Raw genomic sequence first — 16,865 nt, 5'->3', positions numbered from 1 at the left:
AGTGGTATTTTTATGAAGAATAATGATTGGAAAGATCGATTAGGCGTGATGTACTCCACGAATCCCGATTTTCAATATAATACGGGAGATACGGAAGAGGAAGATACGTTGCCGAAGGAGAAACAAGCTTTGCGCATATCCTTGGATAAGCGGAACCGGGGAGGGAAGATGGTTACCTTGATCACCGGGTTCCGGGGCACTTCCGAGGATCTGACCGCCTTGGGAAAACTCTTGAAAGTGAAATGCGGCGTAGGCGGTTCCGCTAAGGACGGGGAGATAATCATCCAAGGGGACCTGCGTGCCAAGGTGTTGGATATCCTCCGGAAAGAGGGCTATTCGAAAAGCCGTACGATCTAATCCCCGATCGCTATGCTAACAATCTATAGGGCTTCCGCCGGGGCGGGCAAGACGCATAAGCTGACAGGGGAGTACCTGATGTTGCTCTTCTCCCAGCCGGGCGTTTACCGCCGGATCTTGGCCGTGACGTTTACGAATAAGGCGACGGATGAGATGAAAACCCGTATCGTTCAAGAACTTTATCACCTCGCTTCCGGCCGTGCGTCCGATTATATCCAGCTACTCTCTTCCGCCTATTCCTTGACGGAGCGGCAGGTGAGGGAGCAGGCCCGGAAGATTCTGGTCGCTATCCTGCACGATTACTCCGCTTTTAATATCAGTACGATCGACCGCTTTTTCCAGCAAACGATGCGTGCCTTTACCCGCGAGATCGGTTTGCAAGGCGGTTATGGCATCGAGATGGACCAAGAACTGGTCTTGACCGAGGCGATCGATAACCTGCTGGCCGATCTGGAGAAGCCGGAGAGCAAGGATTTGCTAGGTTGGCTGCTGCGTTTCGCCGAGGACAAGATCGAGGATGGAGGCGGCTGGAGTTTGCGGCAAGACATCATGTCGCTCAGCCGGGAGGTCTTTAAGGAGAGTTATAAGGCATTTAGCGAGGAAGTAGGTAAGGATATCGCGGATAAGCAGGCGCTCGATGCCTATAAGAATGAGCTATACGCCATTATCCGCTCCGTCGAGGCGGAGGCGAAACGTTTAGGAGAGGAGGGAGTGGCGTTGCTGAAACAGTTCGCCTTACAACCCTCGGATTTTAAGGGAGGAAGTCGTTCCCCGTTTTTCTATTTCGAGAAGCTGGCGAAAGGTGAGATGAAAGAGCCGACAGCCACGTTCCAAGCTTTGCCGGATAATCCGGATGCCTATACGACCAAGACGACTCCACCGGGTCTCCGGCAGATCATCGGGTGTGTATATGAGGAAGGGTTGAATGCCTGCGTAAAGAATATCGTATCCCTGTTCGCCAACCTGACGGCCTATAACACGGCCCGGGAGATCGTACGTTATTATTATACGTTAGGGATCTTAACCGATATCTCCCGGCAAATCGCCTCTTACCGGGAAGAAAAGAATGTCATGCTAATCGCCGATACGACCGAGTTGCTGAATAAGGTCATCAGCGGCAGTGACGCCCCCTTTATCTACGAGAAAACGGGTACGCACGTAGATCATTATATGATCGATGAGTTCCAAGATACCAGCGGCATGCAGTGGAATAACTTCCGCCCCTTGGTGGAGGAGAGTCTGGCGAATGGCCGGGCGAATCTGATCGTTGGCGACGTGAAACAAAGTATTTATCGTTTTCGTAACTCGGATTGGAAGCTATTGGACGAGCAAGTCCGCAGGGATTTCGAGGACGAGCAAGTCCGTGAGGAAACCCTGATGGATAATTGGCGAAGCTGCCGCCATATCGTGGAGTTTAATAACGCATTCTTCACCGCCGCTCCGGCGATCCTGCAGGATCTATATAATGAGGCGTTGAAAAACTCCTCATTAAGCGAGGAAGAGCGCACGGCCTTTTCTGCGAGGATCATGGCGGCCTACGACGATAGTTCCCAGCGTGTCCCCCCGCCCTTCCAGAAGAAGGATGGACATGTACGGATCGATTTCCTCTCCGGTGATGAGGATAAGGACTGGAAGCAGGAGGCGATGGAGCGATTGCCCGCTACCTTGGAGCGCTTGCAGGATAACGGTTACGCGCTAAAAGATATCGCCATACTCGTGCGTACCAATCAAGAAGGCGCTTTAGTGGCTGATACGTTGCTAGCCTATAAGGAAGAGCATCCGTCCGACCGATACAATTACGATATCATCTCCGATGATGCCCTGTTCGTGGGTAGTTCTCCGGCGGTCCGTTTCCTGATCGCCGTATTGCGCTATTTGCGAAATCCGGAGGACCGGACGAACAGGAAATTGGCGATGTATGCCTATCAAGTATTAACCGGAAAATTCGGGGAGAGCGAGGCGGATGAGTCTGTTTTCCAAAACCTTCAGTCTATTTCCCGGCAATCCTTGTACGAGGTAACCGAAGGGCTCTTCCGTAACTTCTCCGCTTACTTCCCGGAAACGGAACAGGTATTCGTGCAAGCTTTTCTGGATATGGTTTCCGAGTACGCCCAAAAAGAAAGCGCAGATTTGAACCGTTTCTTGAGATGGTGGGACGAGACCGGTTATCGAAAGACGATCGCTACCCCGGATGGGCAAAACGCTATCCGCATCTTGACCGTACATAAATCCAAGGGCTTAGGTTTTAAGGTCGTTATCATTCCTTTCGGGGACTGGGAGATCGACCATAAGCCGACAAAGCCCGTTATCCTTTGGTGCCACCCGGAGAAGAAGCCGTTTGACCGCCTGCACTTAGTTCCTGTCCGTTACGGACAGATCCTGAGTAGCACGATTTTCGCCAAGGATTATTTCAAGGAGCGCTTGCATGCTTTCATCGATAACTTGAACACCTTATACGTCGCTTTTACCCGTTCGAAAGAAGAACTGATCGTATTCTCCCCCCGTCCGAGGAAGATCAACAAGGAAGGTAAGGTTGAGAAGATAACTTCCATCGCCGATCTATTGTGGGCGGGGGTGGAGACGGATATCGAGGATGATACCTTTGAAAGGGGCGAATGGTGGCATCCAGCTTCGGGTAGAACGGCAGAAGATACCCTGGAGGAAATCCCCATGAGCCGCCTGTATTCCGTTTCCCCGGATGATCGTTTACAATTACGCCTGCATGGGAAAGGATTCTTTTTCGATAATGCCAGGCGGAAGCACGGTACCTTGATGCATGAGGTATTGAGCCGGATACGTACGCCGAAAGATATTCCCGCTTCGGTCGAAAGTTATCGGTTAGCCGGGGTGATTAACCGGGAGGAAGCGGCGGAGTTGATCAGCCGTCTGGAAGAATTATTGCAAGCGGAGGAGGTAAAGGCTTGGTATGATGGTTCCGCCCGTGTCTTGAATGAAGTGGATATCCTGTTCGGTAAAGGCTTGTCTAAACGCCCGGACCGGGTGATAATAAAAGGAGGTAAGGTTATTGTCGTGGATTATAAATTTGGCGAACGGCAAGATAAGCGCCATCCTAATCAGGTAAGAAATTACCTGCAATTAATCCGTAAAATGGGTTTCGAGCGGGTCGATGGATACCTTTGGTACGTAGAGTTAGGTAAAATAGAGGCAGTGAATAAGTGATATATTTTTGATATTCGGTAAAAATGAATATTTTTGCAGATTCTTAGTATAAAACGATACAGTCAAAGAAGAATGAAAGTACATAAAGAAGGAACCGGTTTACTGCTTACGTTGTTTACAATATTATTTATTGTGAATATAACTTTGTACCATACGGTAGGTAAGGGTATGCTGTTTTATTCTGTCGCTTTTGTTTCTACCGTATTGTTCCTATTGGTATTAAACTTCTTCCGTAGTCCTTTCCGCCGGTTTCCTTATGATTCGGAAGGCTTGGTGATCGCTCCCGCCGACGGTACGATCGTTGCCATCGAGGAAGTGATGGAGAACGAGATCCTTCATAAGAAGTGCCTACAGATATCTATCTTTATGTCTATCTTCAACGTGCATGCTAATTGGTTTCCCGTAAACGGTACCGTTAAGCATGTTTCCCACCAGAACGGGCGTTTTATGGCGGCTTATCTGCCGAAGAGTAGTACGGAGAACGAACGTTCGGCGGTCGTGATTACCACGAGGAACGGGGTGGATGTCTTGGCTCGTCAGATTGCCGGGGCGATGGCACGCCGCATCGTTACGTATGCCAAGCCGGGAGAGAAATGTCATGTGGACGAGCAAATGGGGTTTATTAAATTCGGTTCTCGCGTGGATGTCTACCTGCCGGTAGGAACAGAGGTGTTAATAGAGATGGATCAAAAAGTAACAGGCAATCAAACGCCTATAGCCCGTTTGTCAAAATGAGTATAAGAAAACATATTCCTAATACAATTACGTGTCTAAGCCTTCTGTCCGGTTGTGTCGCCAGTGTTATGGCCTTGCACGGAAATCTTTTATCTGCGTTGATTTGGATTATTATAGCCGCGGTCTTTGATTTCTGCGATGGCTTTGCCGCTCGTTTATTGAAGGCTTACTCGCCGATGGGAAAGGAATTGGATTCCTTGTCGGATATGGTAAGTTTCGGCTTCGCTCCGGGCATGGTGGTCTATTGGTTGTTGGGAGAGGCTTCTACGGCTTTGCCTTTTGGCTCTTTGAATACGTATATCCCTTATCTGGCGTTCGTGATCCCTACGTTTTCAGGTTTGCGTTTGGCTAAGTTCAATATTGATGAACGGCAAACTACCTCGTTTATCGGCTTGCCGGTTCCGGCGCATGCTTTATTTTGGGCTTCGGTGGGATATTCTGTTTTACCGGTTATCCATGCGAATGAAGGCTTGTTCGTGTTGGTGACTGTTATCTTGGCGTTTATTACCTCCTTGCTGTTGGTGTCTGAGATACCGATGTTCTCGCTGAAGGTGAAATCCTTAGCGTGGAAGGGTAATGAGCTTCGCTATATATTGATCGCTTGTGCCATTATTTTCGTGGCGTTATGGGGATTCTTGGGAATCTCTGGAACCATCCTGTTATATATAGTCTTGTCTATTTTTAACAAAAAGGGATAAACAAGAATTCTTATCTTTGTGTTTGTGATAGTAAAGAATCATTTAAGTATCGGATTATGTTTAAGTTTTTGTTTGTAATATTCTTTTTCTTTATCCTGTTGGTGTTTCTGATGGGTTTCTCCATCTTGCGTACCTTTAAGAACATCTTTTTTGGTAGCGGAAACAGCACTCGTAAGGGAGAACAACGTCGTCAAACAAATAGCAATACTTCCGGACATCGTTCTACGACTACTACCGCCCGGGACGATGATGATGATCGTACACCTTATGTGCACCGTAAGAAGATATTCGCCAAGGATGAAGGGGAGTATGTGGATTACGAGGAAGTTAAATAGAGCTTAGCGTCTTTGCTTAAAGAAACGCTGCATTTCTTCCGCGCACTCTTTTTCAAGGATACCTTTTTTGATAATCGCTTTCGGATGGAAGGCTTGAGGGGCGAATTTGGAGAAACCTCTTTTATCATCGGATGCCCCGTATACGATCGTGCTTAATTGTGCCCATCCGATCGCGCCGGCACACATTATGCAGGGTTCCACGGTTACGTATAGACTACAATTTGTCAGGTATTTCGCTCCTAAGACTCCGGCGGCGGCCGTAATCGCCAACATCTCGGCATGTGCGGTCACGTCGTTCAAGCATTCGGTTTGATTATGCGCCCTCGCTATGATCTGGTTGTTGCAGACGATAACAGCTCCTACGGGAACCTCACCCTCGGACGCTGCCGCACGAGCTTCCACCAACGCTTGCTTCATGAAATATTCGTCATTGAAAGGATTCATCTTCTCATCTCATTTTCGTTGAAAAGAGTCGGATAATCCTCCTCCAAGGTCTTGAGGATGTGAGAAAGGATCGTCTCTCGGTACCAACGGGACTTATTCTCGATCTTGTAGCGTGAAAGGTAACGTTTTACCGCTTTATGCTCTTCGTCATTCAGCATAAAGGTCACTTTGTGTACCCTCGGATGATTGGGGTGAGCCGATGAATATTTACGTTCTTCTTTCATACATTTGCAAATGTACGAGTGAATAGCCGAATAACAAAGAAAATGGCTATATTTGTGCAAATTAATGCGATGGCAAGACAGAACGATATGGGTCGGGAAGGTGAGTCTGAGGCTCGTGCCTATCTGGTAAAACATGGATATAACGTGTTGCATACCAATTGGCATTGGCATCATTATGAACTGGATATTATCGCTGTCAAGGAAGATGAGTTAATCGTGGTGGAGGTAAAGACACGCTCTGAGGATTTTTTGCTTTCACCGGAAGATGCGGTAGACACCAAGAAGATTCGGAGGATTGTCGCCGCTGCGGATGCCTATGTCCGTTATTTTAATATAGACTTACCAGTCCGTTTTGATATCGTGACATTGATCAAGAAAGAGACGGGTTTCCTGATCGACCATATCGAAGATGCTTTCTATGCTCCTTGCCGTTAAAAGATAAAAGTTATGAATATAGAAGAAGTACGTGAATACTGCCTTTCCTTGAAGAATACCATCGAGTGTTTCCCGTTCGATGAGGTATCGCTGGTCTTTAAGGTAGAGAATAAGATGTTCCTGCTGCTTCCTTTGGATGCGGAGGAGCCTCATGTCTCCTTGAAATGTAGTACGGATTATGTGGAAGAGTTACGGGAACATTATACGGCGGTTGAGCCAGCTTACCATTTTAATAAGAAATACTGGAATAGCATTTATCTGGACCGGGATATGGAAGACGAGGAGATTAAACGCTGGATCTTCCATTCTTACCGGGAAGTGATCGCTAAACTACCAAAAAATATAAGGGAAATTTATAATGATGAGCACTGATAATGAATCTCCCCGCATCTTGCGTGTGGCGGAAACCGCTTCTACGAATAGCTTGCTTCGTGAGTTGGTCATCAAGGAATCTCTTGCGGAAGGAAGTGTGGTCGTTGCCGATTTCCAGACAGCCGGACGTGGTCAGATCGGGAATACTTGGGAGTCTGAGGCGGGAAAGAACTTGATGTTTAGCTTAGTCCTGTACCCTACGTGCATCCCTGCGAACCGTCAGTTCTTGATTTCTCAAATAGCAGCTCTAAGCGTGAAGGAGGCGTTGGACTTATATGCGGATCATATCACCGTGAAGTGGCCGAACGATATTTACTGGAAAGACAAGAAGATTTGCGGAATGTTGATTGAGAACGACCTGTCGGGGCATAATCTGTATTGCTCCATCATCGGGATCGGCATAAACTTGAATCAAACGGTATTTCGAGGAGATGCTCCGAATCCTGTATCTTTGTTTCAAATAATCGGTAAGGAAGTAGATCGGGAAGAGGTTTTGCACCGTTTCCTCTCAATATTCTATCGCTATTATTTATCTCTTCTCCAAGAGGAACACGAGGATATTCGAGCTCGTTATCAATCCGCTTTGTATAGAAGAGAGGGGTATCATGGTTATAAGGATGAGTCCGGCGAGTTCGAGGCCTGTATCCATGATATAGAATCAACCGGGCATCTTTTGCTAGCATTACGGGATGGAAGCATTCGCCGTTATGCTTTTAAGGAAGTCTCTTATTGCAAATGACTTTTTGATCGGAGTGGTTTTTTACCACGTATTTTTATAATGTACACGTACATTGTAAAATGTGTGTAATAGTGTATATCTGTTGGAGGAATGAACCGAAGATAAGTATTGTGGTATTGGATAAGAGATGGTTTGTCTTTATAATCGGCGGTTTCGTAATGAATAGCCTATTTGATTGATAAGAAAGCGTATATGGTAACAAAAAAATAATAGGGAAGATTTGCACGAATCAAAGAAACGCGTACCTTTGCAATGATGAATAAAACCGATTGCCCTAAGTCCGTTTAAAAGGCAGGCAATCCAATAGAAGAGCTTATTACACTTTAGTATTAATATTAAATTATTTAATTATGAACAAAAAGTTTTCTACGCTTTTGTGCGCTAGCTTGCTTTTTTCTTCAGCATTTACAGCTCAGGCAGAGGATTTGAGCGGTGCTCTTAAGGGCGGTGATGCTACCGAAATGAGTGAGTTGGGTTCTACAACGCCGAAGGGAGTTTATCAATTAAGAACTTCTGATGGTAAAATTCTTACTGTAAATGATAAGGGTGAGTACAAATTGGTCACTTCTGCGAATTTGTCAGACGTGAAGTCTTCTTTGTGGTGTGTTCAGATCACTGAGGCACAAGACAGAGGACAACAACCTATCTATGACTTTGTGAACAAGGGACAGAGTGCAATGTTGGCGATTAATGTGCCCGATGGCATGAAAGTTGGTGAAACGACTGCTGCTCTTTCTGTTGGTGAATCTTATGGTGGATGGGCCTTCTCTTCTGTTTATAAGGAAAGCTTAGAAAGGAATCAAACATTATATACTTATCAAGAGGCAGATAATGTGTTGATTTTATTAGCGGAGGGCGATGGTATTAAGGCTAAGAAAATCAAAGCAAATGAGGCTGAGAATTATCAAGACGCATTGAAGTTCACGTTGTTCAACGCAGGTACATATGTGTTGAGTGCCGCTGAGATTAATGCTTATTTGAAAGAAAATAAGAATGTCTTGAAATTTAATCCGGACGCTAACGCAGATGTAAACCCGTTCTCTACAACAGCTTTTGTTGCTAAAGGTATTAACAGCGATACTGATCATAACTTCGTGTATGTAACGGATAAAGCAAAAGAAAATTCTTATTTGAAGGTAGATACTGCCGCTAATGGTGTAGGTACTCAATTCTTGAAGTTTGGTTGGACTGATGTCAAAGCTAAGGGTTCTGAGGATGCTTTAACGTCAGGTGAAATCGCTAACCAACACAAGTTCTTGTTTACTTACAGACCTTCTGGCGATAGCTTGTTCATTCAGGTTCAAGAGGCTCGTTATTTGCCGGAGAAGAGAACAGAGAATGACTATTGGAAGGATATGACTCCAATTAAGTACGGTACTGTATATCATGCGGTTACTTGCGAAGGAACAGATTCAGCTGATTCTTTGTTCGTTAAGTTGCAGAACTTTACTGTTGCGGATCGTATTGCTACAATTGGCAAAAAACCGATTAATACACACATTAGTTTTGGTGTAGACGGCTGTTTCACTAGCACGGACAAGACATCTGTAAACGATGGTGTTTATGTTATCAAGAACGCTAAGGGTGAAGTATTGGCTGCTCCTATCCATCTGAACGACAACGTTGCTGGCGAGGCTAATAATGATGTTCAATGGGTTAAATTGGATGCTCAAGATCCGAAGCATATGCCTGCTTATCAATGGGTTGTGTTGAAAACAATGCATTCTGATAAGGCTATCGAAACTTCTCCTGTTGTAATTACGAACCGTGAGTTCCCGCAATTTACAGTGACTGTTCAATTTACGAAGAATGAGAAAGGAGAGTTAGTTGGTAATACATCTATAGATAATAAAGTCCTTTCTGCTGTTACATTTGACGCATTGGAAGAAAGTTTGATTAAGGATGCTAAGTTGGGTTATAAGTATATTTCAGATGCTGAGTTATCTGTAAACAAGTATAAATTTAACTACTTGAATCCGTTTACTCCGGATTATTGGATCGCAAACGGTGATGGCAAAGACTCTTTGCTTTATGTGAAGAAAGAGGCTAGCCGCTATGAGTTGGTTAAGGGTTCTACTGCTGCTTATGGTTATAAGGTTACTGATGAGGCTAAAAAATGGATCAAGGGCTTGGCTCAATTGGAGAGAACTAACTATGTAGTTAAGTTGGCTAACACCGATAAATATTTGCGTGAGGAGTTTGTTTATGGCCAGAAGTATGCTATGGGTGCTATCGCTACACCGGATACATTCTTCTTTAAGGAGAATAACCATGATGGAGCTAAGCATTTCTATGCTATTCTTAAATCTCATTATGTCGCTAATGAGGCTGGCTTTGACTATAAGTATGCTGCAAACATTGAAAATGTGGCTACTACTCATAAAGTAGGTATCGCAGATGATGGTAAAGAGGCAGGTTTGAAGGTTGAGCTTTTGAATGAGAAGAGAACTTCTTCTTTCTCAGTAGAACCAGACAATACTCCGTTGTATCGTCGTTTCAACAATGAATTGTTAGGTGAGAACGTAAATGATGCTTCTGATAGCTTGTATTTTGTTGAGTCTATCCGTAAAGAGTACTTAATGGATGAGAACAACACGAACTTGCAACATTCTACAGTAGACTACGCTGGTATCTGGAATAAAGATAAGGCTAATGGTAAATTGGCATTCCGTGTTGATACTGCATGGTTGAAACGTGGCGCAGGCGAGATCAAACCTCAATACCTGATTTCTGCATTCCAAGATGTAATCGCAGGTGAGAAGATCATTCCTTGTACAGAGGATGGCAAGCACATCAAACCCGATGGAACTCCGACAGATAATCCTTACGAATGTGTACACGCTGTTCATATTAAGACTCCGGCATTCGTTTATGGTAAGTATCTAGTTAACTTCTCTGATTCTGCCGCTACTTGTGAAGCTGACGTAAATCCGTTTATCTTCAATACGAAGGCTGTTTCTAACAGTAGCTATACTCGTGTAGGTTTTGTTCCTGCTGTTCAATATGGTGATACATTGTTAGTCTTGACTGGTAAGTATGCAAGCATGACGAAAGAGCAATTGAAGAACGAGGGTATCGAATCTATGATCGCTACTTATAAGAAAGAATATCCTTCATTTATCAATTACTTGAATGGTGATAACCATAAGAATGTAACTTGGTCATTCCGTTATGTAAATCCTGAGGCTGCTGCTGTAGCTTATGAGGATGGCAAGGAAGGCGAGAACAACGCATTCTTGATCGAGTCTAATGTATATGCTGCTGGTGAGAAATATCAGACAGTAAAAGGCAACAAGGATGAGGCTATCGCCCCTGAAAAGGCTGCCGCTTGGTTGAAGATGCACAATGGTTGCTTGGTATTGACAGATGTGAATGCTACATTCGACAATGCTAAGACTGGTGGTGACGGTGCATTGGTATTCAACGCATTCCAGAAGACTGAAAAAGAAGATATGGTAACTTCTAATGACGAAATCGCTACTGAAGGCGTATCCGTAGTAGCAGGTAACGGTACTGTAACTGTTCAAGGCGCTGCTGGTAAGTCTGTAGTTATCACTAACATCTTAGGTAAGGTTGTTGCTGAGACAGTTCTTACTTCAGACAACGCAACTATCGCTGTACCTGCTGGTATCGTAGCTGTAGCTGTTGAGGGTGAAGAGGCTGTTAAGACAATCGTTAAATAAGTAGAAAACTGATCGAATTTCCGTAAGGAAAGACACAGTTCATAAGATAGAGCCCCGTCGATGTACTTCGGCGGGGCTTTTGTGCGTTCCCCTACGAGTGTTTCATATTTAAATACAAAAACAAGGTATCTTAGTTTCATTGAGCAAGTATCCTAAGTTCATTGGCGAAGTATCTTAGGCGTATGGGGCGATGAAACTAAGATACTTTTCTCATGAGCACCTTGTGTGAGTATCGGTGTTGTCATATGCGACTACCGGCGTGGATTGTAAGGACTACTCGTGCAGGTTCTAGGCTCTACTGCCCTGTTATTCTTTCTTTTTGATAGATAAATGTCTATATGTGTGACATCCCTTTTCGGTGGAGAGCGTAAAATAGCAGAGGCTGGATGACTGTAAACGGCATTTTTCATTGAAAAAGCCCCCTTTTTGTACGTGATAAGTGGTGAAAGCCTATGCGATAGGTCGCGTTGGGCAACGCCGGTAGTGCCGATGGGCATCGTGAATAGTCAAGAATAGGGTTGTTGATACTTGTGGATGGGCATCATAACCTTGTTACGACCCAGTTCTAACCCCATAAACCCCCTCAAGCAACCCACTAAATATGAATTACAATGAATGAATTCCGCTAGAATGAAAGGCCGTTTTTCGATAAGACGCTGTCATGTAAATGATTGCTGAAATTTTTTCTCGTATTTGAGAATGAACTGTCCATCAGCCCGGAAAAATCGATTCTCCGGGACTTGATATTACAAATTGTCAAAATGGTAAACGTGGTTTAGCTATGGTTTCTCGTTAGTCATATTTATGGGATTCTTGATATGGTATATTGTTTATTCTGCTTATATTTGCGATATCATGGAAGAAAGGAAATGGTTTGAGGAGCTACCGGACTTATGTCCACCTTCGGATGCTATGGCGTGTAGTGGGGTGTTTTATAGAATTGCGGAAGGAGATCCTGTGAAATCATTGGATTTCTTCTCGCAAAGAAGATGGCATGATTAAAAAGACATTCGGTGTGGCTCATTATTCTTGGTGGCGATCTTATTGTTTTGATGTAAATAAGGCAAAGGTAATGATGTTATGACTAATTTGTTTTTAGATAGGATCCTAGAGTTTTATGGTGTGCCTCAAATCCTTGTGGCTAAAGATTCTTTTGGTACGCAATACTTATGCCTGCTTTTCGATGATGGGGCTGGATGCAGGTATACGGGTATTAAGATTTCATCCTCTAGGCTGGATGATTATTGGGGAGGAAGGATCGATTTAAGGACTCTTTATCTGAATCCGGAGAATGACAATGAATATTTCAATGTGTCTTATAATGATAATCATTATGAGCTACAGTCTTTTGAGGGAAAGGCCTTGCCGGAGGAAAGGCTTCCGGAAAAGGGATATTTTCATGTGGAATCACGGTCTGAGATCTATACGATAAAGGTTCCTTCCTGCGATAAAAATATATTCCAAGACATTGCCCGGAGGATGGGATGGGTCTGTATGTAACTTAAAACTTCGTTATCATTTCCAAAAAAACACCTATATACCAGCCTTATAACCCCCTATTTGATTTATTCTGCTTATATTTGCGAGTTATCAACAGTTAGGGCGATTTATCAACAAAACAAGCATTGTTTTGATTGAACCCTGTTTGGTTCAGTTTTTAATGTTTAGTTTTGCCCTCGAATTAATTAGGTATAGTATGGGAAAGATTATCGCTTTAGCAAATCAGAAAGGTGGAGTCGGGAAGACAACCACCACGATTAATCTGGCTGCGTCATTGGCCGCTCTTGAGAAAAAGGTGCTGGTCGTAGACGCTGATCCGCAGGCGAATGCCTCATCCGGTCTGGGTGTGGACATACGTAATGTAGAACTTTCTATCTATGAATGTCTGGTGAACGGTGAGGACGCGAGCGGCGCTATCACACAGACTGAAGTGGAAGGACTGGATATCATCCCCTCTCATATCGATTTGGTGGGAGCGGAGATCGAGATGCTAAACTTGGAGAATCGTGAACGGATCTTGAAGCAGATATTGACACCGCTGAAAGAGAAGTACGATTTTATCCTGATCGACTGCTCTCCTTCTTTGGGATTGATAACCGTGAATGCCTTGACAGCCGCCGATTCGGTGATCATCCCGGTACAATGCGAGTATTTCGCCTTGGAAGGTATCAGTAAGCTGTTGAATACGATCAAGATTATCAAATCAAAGCTGAACCCGGCACTGGAGATAGAGGGATTCCTCTTGACTATGTATGATTCCCGCCTGCGTTTGGCGAACCAGATTTATGAGGAAGTGAAACGTCCGTTCCGCGATTTGGTATTTACTACCGTGATCCAACGAAACGTGAAGTTGAGCGAGGCTTCCAGTTACGGTAAACCTGTCTTATTGTATGATGCGGATTCGAAAGGATCTATCAACCATATGCAGTTGGCGCAGGAGATTGTTGAAAAAAATAAAGGATTATGGCAGCATTAAAAAGATCGGCGTTAGGCCGTGGATTAGACGCGTTAATTACGATGGATGACCTGAAGACAGGTGGTTCATCGTCTATTAGTGAGATCGAGTTAAGCAAGATCCAGCCTAATCCGGAACAACCTCGATCTGTCTTTGAGGAAGAGACCTTGGAGGAGTTGGCTACCTCTATCCGTTCGTTAGGCGTGATACAGCCGATTACGTTGAAGGAAATCGGCCCCGAGCAATATATGATCATCTCTGGCGAACGCCGTTATCGTGCGTCGCTTAAAGCAGGTTTGGAGCGTATTCCCGCTTATATTAAGACGGCGGCCGACGAGAACGTGGTGGAGATGGCTTTGATAGAGAATATCCAACGAGAGGACTTGAACTCTATCGAAATCGCGTTAGCTTATCAAAAATTAATCGATAATTACGGCTTGACCCAAGAGGGGCTGAGCGAAAGGGTTGGAAAGAAACGTGCTACGATCGCTAATTACCTTCGTTTATTGAAACTTCCCGCCGAGATCCAAGTAGGATTGAAGGACAAGAAGATCGATATGGGACATGCCCGGGCATTGATCCCGGTGGATGATCCGGAGGTTCAATTAGCTTTATATGAGCAGATATTGGCTCAAGGACTCTCCGTTCGTAACGTGGAGGAGATGGTGCGTAATATAGCCGAGGGAATACAACCGGAATTGCCGGAAAAGAAAAAATCGGATCGTAAGCCGATACTTCCGGAAGAGTTTAAATTGCTGAAAGATCATTTGTCCCGTTACTTCAATACGAAAGTCCAGTTGACTTGCAATGAGAAGGGAAAAGGTAAAATTACGATTCCTTTCGCCACGGAAGAAGAGTTGGAGCAATTGATCGGGTTACTGGATAAATTGAAATGAGAAATCGAATCATACTCCTTTTGATCGGATTCATGTGCTATGCCGGGATGGGTAACGCACAGGAGGATAAGACGGAGAAAGCCGTTCCTGCTATAGTTTCCGATTCCGTGGAGGTAGCTGCCCCGGATTCTACCGTGCAAGCCGTCTTGATGGCGGCCGATTCGGTGGGCGTACCGGAAGTGAAGATGAAGCTGGCTTTTAAGCCGAATCCGACAAAAGCGGTCTTGTTCGCCTTGGTACCGGGTCTGGGACAGATCTATAACCGGAAATATTGGAAATTACCGATCGTTTACGGTGGCTTGATGGGATGTATGTATGCCGTGACTTGGAACAACAAGAACTATAAGGATTATTCGACGGCTTATAAGGATATCATGTATGATGCCGCTAAGAATCTGGAAAATCCGGATGCTTGGAGTAAAAGTTGGCAAGACTTGACTTCCATGGCTCCTGAGGATGCGATTAATAATTCAAATTTCAAGGATCAATTGAAAAGACAGAAGGATTATTTTCGTCGATATAGAGACTTGAGTATAATTATTACGGTCGGGGTGTATGCGTTGAGTATCGTGGATGCCTACGTGGATGCCCAGTTATTCGATTTTGATATATCACCGGATTTATCCTTGCATTTGGAGCCGGTTGTTAGTCCGAAGACGAGTGTCACGCCTCGTACTTACGGATTGAATTGCAGTCTAAAATTCTGATATACATGAAAAGATACCTGCTAGCACTCATTTGTTTAAATTGTTTGGTCTCATTGGTCTATGCGCAGGAAGAGACCCGAATTGAGGAAAAAGATACCTTAAGCTCGCTGGAGTCTGAGGTCGGATTGATTCCGGAAAGCTTGGATGCGAACGTGGATAGTTTGCTCCGTACTTGGCATGTGCAATATTTCTCAAAAAGAGAGGACTTTTGCCATGATGACGACGAGAATGTCTATTTCCCGGATTCGGTCTATATCGACCGCCTGTCTAGGCTTCCCAGCGTGATCGCTTTGCCCTATAATAATATAGTGCGTGATTGTATTGACTTATATGCGGAGCGTAAACGAAATTTAGTGCGTTATATGCTGGGGATGGCGGACTTTTATTTTCCGATAATCGAGCAGGTGTTGGATGAGCATGGCCTGCCTATTGAATTGAAATATCTCGCCGTCGTGGAAAGTGCCTTGAATCCGGTAGCCCTCTCTCGTGTGGGCGCTTGTGGTTTATGGCAATTCATGCTTCCTACGGGTAAGAGCTATGGCTTGGAGATTAATAGCTTGGTGGACGAGCGCCGGGACCCCTTGAAAGCGACCGAGGCCGCTTGTAAGTATTTCAAGGATATGTACGCTATCTATGGGGATTGGAATTTAGTGTTGGCATCTTATAACTGCGGGCCGGGCAACGTGAATAAAGCGATCCGTCGTTCGGGGGGCAAGACGGACTTCTGGGATATCTTCCCTTATTTACCGAAAGAGACTCGTTCATACGTCCCCTTATTTATTGCCGCCAATTACGTCATGAATTATTATTGCGAGCATAACATCTGTCCGATGCAAACCAGCTTGCCGCTAGCCACGGATACGGTCATGGTGAATAATGCCCTACATTTGCAGCAGGTATCGGATCTATTGCAAGTAGATATTGAGACGTTGCGTGCGTTAAATCCACAATATAAAAGAGACATCGTTCCGGGTAATACCCGCCCTTCGGTTTTGAAACTACCTGCGGCGGAAACCTATGCTTTTATCGATAAAGAAGATACGGTCTATACGCATCGGATCGAGGAACTGTTGGCGAATTGCATTTCTGCGAATAACTCTAATGGCTCTTTACCAAGTGGTGCGACCCGGGAAAAAATCACCCACGTGGTATTGAGTGGTGAGAATCTTTATACGATCGCTAATCGCTATGGCGTGACAGCGAAAGATATCCGTAAATGGAACGGGCTAGGCTCCAACCGGGTAGCGAAAGGAAAACGGTTAAGATTATATGTAGATAATGGGGGTGTCGCTTTTGCCTCGGCTACCAAGACTCCGGTGAAATCAACTACCGTGACTGCGAAATCGACTGCGACAACAACGAAAAAGTCGGCTTCCGCCGCTACAAAACAGATCGCTTCCGCTAATAAAGATTTTGTCTCTTATAAGGTTAAATCGGGAGATTCGCTTTATTCGATTTCCAAGAAATACCCTGGGGTTACCGCCTCTTCCTTACAAAAGGTGAATGGGCTGTCAAGTCCGGATATCCGTCCGGGTCAAGTACTGAAGATACCGGTAGGATGATCATTCGGGGATAATTCGTCTTTAACTCTTTTTTTTCGCTTTC

17 protein-coding genes are annotated in these 16,865 nt (G+C 44.7%); 15 read left to right on the top strand and 2 right to left on the bottom strand.

Annotated elements, in window-relative coordinates; all coding sequences use genetic code 11:
* The first annotated feature begins 12 nt into the window (after window positions 1-12).
* The 5 genes from BDI_RS12850 (at window position 13) to BDI_RS12830 (ending at window position 5,305) form a co-directional block, all read left to right on the top strand.
* Complete coding sequence (locus BDI_RS12850) at window positions 13-357, top strand: translation initiation factor (protein WP_005861235.1); 345 nt, start codon at window positions 13-15, stop codon at window positions 355-357.
* Window positions 358-369: 12 nt separating this feature from the next.
* Entirely contained in the window at window positions 370-3,537 is a 3,168-nt protein-coding gene (locus BDI_RS12845; protein WP_011966900.1) for a UvrD-helicase domain-containing protein, read from the top strand.
* Between the two features lie 72 nt (window positions 3,538-3,609).
* The gene (locus BDI_RS12840) at window positions 3,610-4,272 is read left to right on the top strand and encodes a phosphatidylserine decarboxylase family protein (protein ID WP_005861238.1); all 663 of its coding nucleotides are present in this window, start codon (window positions 3,610-3,612) and stop codon (window positions 4,270-4,272) included.
* Window positions 4,269-4,970 (top strand): CDP-alcohol phosphatidyltransferase family protein, encoded by a 702-nt coding sequence (locus BDI_RS12835; protein ID WP_009276453.1) that lies wholly within the window; start codon window positions 4,269-4,271, stop codon window positions 4,968-4,970. Before BDI_RS12840 ends, BDI_RS12835 begins: the two co-directional genes overlap by 4 nt.
* Before the next feature lie 56 nt (window positions 4,971-5,026).
* The gene (locus BDI_RS12830) at window positions 5,027-5,305 is read left to right on the top strand and encodes a DUF4834 family protein (RefSeq protein ID WP_005861240.1); all 279 of its coding nucleotides are present in this window, start codon (window positions 5,027-5,029) and stop codon (window positions 5,303-5,305) included.
* 3 nt (window positions 5,306-5,308) lie between these two features.
* On the opposite strand, the gene BDI_RS12825 is transcribed toward BDI_RS12830, so the two are convergent.
* Window positions 5,309-5,749, bottom strand: a complete 441-nt coding sequence (locus BDI_RS12825) for a nucleoside deaminase (protein WP_008780688.1) — start codon at window positions 5,747-5,749, stop codon at window positions 5,309-5,311.
* Window positions 5,746-5,973 carry a hypothetical protein gene (locus BDI_RS12820; RefSeq protein WP_005861242.1) on the bottom strand — a complete coding sequence of 76 codons (228 nt, stop codon included), beginning with the start codon at window positions 5,971-5,973 and terminating at the stop codon, window positions 5,746-5,748. Before BDI_RS12820 ends, BDI_RS12825 begins: the two co-directional genes overlap by 4 nt.
* 69 nt (window positions 5,974-6,042) lie before the next feature.
* Between BDI_RS12820 and BDI_RS12815 the strand changes: the two genes are divergently transcribed.
* The 10 genes from BDI_RS12815 (at window position 6,043) to BDI_RS12775 (ending at window position 16,822) form a co-directional block, all read left to right on the top strand.
* Window positions 6,043-6,408 carry a YraN family protein gene (locus BDI_RS12815; protein WP_008773876.1) on the top strand — a complete coding sequence of 122 codons (366 nt, stop codon included), beginning with the start codon at window positions 6,043-6,045 and terminating at the stop codon, window positions 6,406-6,408.
* Window positions 6,409-6,420: 12 nt separating this feature from the next.
* Window positions 6,421-6,780, top strand: coding sequence for an MmcQ/YjbR family DNA-binding protein (locus BDI_RS12810; protein WP_005861248.1), 360 nt, complete (start codon window positions 6,421-6,423; stop codon window positions 6,778-6,780).
* The gene (locus BDI_RS12805; protein WP_008780689.1) at window positions 6,767-7,519 is read left to right on the top strand and encodes a biotin--[acetyl-CoA-carboxylase] ligase; all 753 of its coding nucleotides are present in this window, start codon (window positions 6,767-6,769) and stop codon (window positions 7,517-7,519) included. Before BDI_RS12810 ends, BDI_RS12805 begins: the two co-directional genes overlap by 14 nt.
* 350 nt (window positions 7,520-7,869) lie before the next feature.
* On the top strand, window positions 7,870-11,202 hold the full coding sequence (locus BDI_RS12800; RefSeq protein WP_011966898.1) for a DUF6383 domain-containing protein: 3,333 nt from the start codon (window positions 7,870-7,872) through the stop codon (window positions 11,200-11,202).
* An 855-nt stretch (window positions 11,203-12,057) separates the two neighbouring features.
* Complete coding sequence (locus tag BDI_RS21240) at window positions 12,058-12,204, top strand: hypothetical protein (protein ID WP_226766666.1); 147 nt, start codon at window positions 12,058-12,060, stop codon at window positions 12,202-12,204.
* Window positions 12,205-12,282: 78 nt separating this feature from the next.
* Window positions 12,283-12,702, top strand: a complete 420-nt coding sequence (locus BDI_RS12795) for a DUF6575 domain-containing protein (protein WP_005861253.1) — start codon at window positions 12,283-12,285, stop codon at window positions 12,700-12,702.
* Between the two features lie 196 nt (window positions 12,703-12,898).
* On the top strand, window positions 12,899-13,678 hold the full coding sequence (locus tag BDI_RS12790; RefSeq protein ID WP_005861254.1) for a ParA family protein: 780 nt from the start codon (window positions 12,899-12,901) through the stop codon (window positions 13,676-13,678).
* Window positions 13,666-14,553, top strand: a complete 888-nt coding sequence (locus BDI_RS12785) for a ParB/RepB/Spo0J family partition protein (protein ID WP_008773872.1) — start codon at window positions 13,666-13,668, stop codon at window positions 14,551-14,553. Before BDI_RS12790 ends, BDI_RS12785 begins: the two co-directional genes overlap by 13 nt.
* Complete coding sequence (locus tag BDI_RS12780) at window positions 14,550-15,260, top strand: DUF5683 domain-containing protein (RefSeq protein ID WP_005866821.1); 711 nt, start codon at window positions 14,550-14,552, stop codon at window positions 15,258-15,260. The genes BDI_RS12785 and BDI_RS12780 overlap by 4 nt, the downstream gene beginning before the upstream one ends.
* A 5-nt stretch (window positions 15,261-15,265) precedes the next feature.
* Window positions 15,266-16,822 carry a lytic transglycosylase domain-containing protein gene (locus BDI_RS12775; RefSeq protein WP_008773871.1) on the top strand — a complete coding sequence of 519 codons (1,557 nt, stop codon included), beginning with the start codon at window positions 15,266-15,268 and terminating at the stop codon, window positions 16,820-16,822.
* The last annotated feature ends 43 nt before the right edge of the window (window positions 16,823-16,865 follow it).

Origin of the sequence: Parabacteroides distasonis ATCC 8503 (assembly GCF_000012845.1) — a bacterium.
In the GTDB taxonomy this organism is placed as follows: domain Bacteria; phylum Bacteroidota; class Bacteroidia; order Bacteroidales; family Tannerellaceae; genus Parabacteroides; species Parabacteroides distasonis.
This window is presented reverse-complemented; position numbering and strand designations above follow the sequence as displayed.

Bases quoted from the DNA above. Each gene is read 5' to 3' on its own strand.
- BDI_RS12795 (WP_005861253.1), top strand. From the start codon at position 12,283: ATGACTAATTTGTTTTTAGATAGGATCCTAGAGTTTTATGGTGTGCCT.
- BDI_RS12850 (WP_005861235.1), top strand. From the start codon at position 13: ATGAAGAATAATGATTGGAAAGATCGATTAGGCGTGATGTACTCCACG.
- BDI_RS12810 (WP_005861248.1), top strand. From the start codon at position 6,421: ATGAATATAGAAGAAGTACGTGAATACTGCCTTTCCTTGAAGAATACC.
- BDI_RS12830 (WP_005861240.1), top strand. From the start codon at position 5,027: ATGTTTAAGTTTTTGTTTGTAATATTCTTTTTCTTTATCCTGTTGGTG.
- BDI_RS12775 (WP_008773871.1), top strand. From the start codon at position 15,266: ATGAAAAGATACCTGCTAGCACTCATTTGTTTAAATTGTTTGGTCTCA.
- BDI_RS12820 (WP_005861242.1), bottom strand. From the start codon at position 5,973: ATGAAAGAAGAACGTAAATATTCATCGGCTCACCCCAATCATCCGAGG.
- BDI_RS12790 (WP_005861254.1), top strand. From the start codon at position 12,899: ATGGGAAAGATTATCGCTTTAGCAAATCAGAAAGGTGGAGTCGGGAAG.
- BDI_RS12785 (WP_008773872.1), top strand. From the start codon at position 13,666: ATGGCAGCATTAAAAAGATCGGCGTTAGGCCGTGGATTAGACGCGTTA.
- BDI_RS12825 (WP_008780688.1), bottom strand. From the start codon at position 5,749: ATGAATCCTTTCAATGACGAATATTTCATGAAGCAAGCGTTGGTGGAA.
- BDI_RS12780 (WP_005866821.1), top strand. From the start codon at position 14,550: ATGAGAAATCGAATCATACTCCTTTTGATCGGATTCATGTGCTATGCC.
- BDI_RS12815 (WP_008773876.1), top strand. From the start codon at position 6,043: ATGGCAAGACAGAACGATATGGGTCGGGAAGGTGAGTCTGAGGCTCGT.
- BDI_RS12840 (WP_005861238.1), top strand. From the start codon at position 3,610: ATGAAAGTACATAAAGAAGGAACCGGTTTACTGCTTACGTTGTTTACA.
- BDI_RS12835 (WP_009276453.1), top strand. From the start codon at position 4,269: ATGAGTATAAGAAAACATATTCCTAATACAATTACGTGTCTAAGCCTT.
- BDI_RS12845 (WP_011966900.1), top strand. From the start codon at position 370: ATGCTAACAATCTATAGGGCTTCCGCCGGGGCGGGCAAGACGCATAAG.
- BDI_RS21240 (WP_226766666.1), top strand. From the start codon at position 12,058: ATGGAAGAAAGGAAATGGTTTGAGGAGCTACCGGACTTATGTCCACCT.
- BDI_RS12800 (WP_011966898.1), top strand. From the start codon at position 7,870: ATGAACAAAAAGTTTTCTACGCTTTTGTGCGCTAGCTTGCTTTTTTCT.
- BDI_RS12805 (WP_008780689.1), top strand. From the start codon at position 6,767: ATGATGAGCACTGATAATGAATCTCCCCGCATCTTGCGTGTGGCGGAA.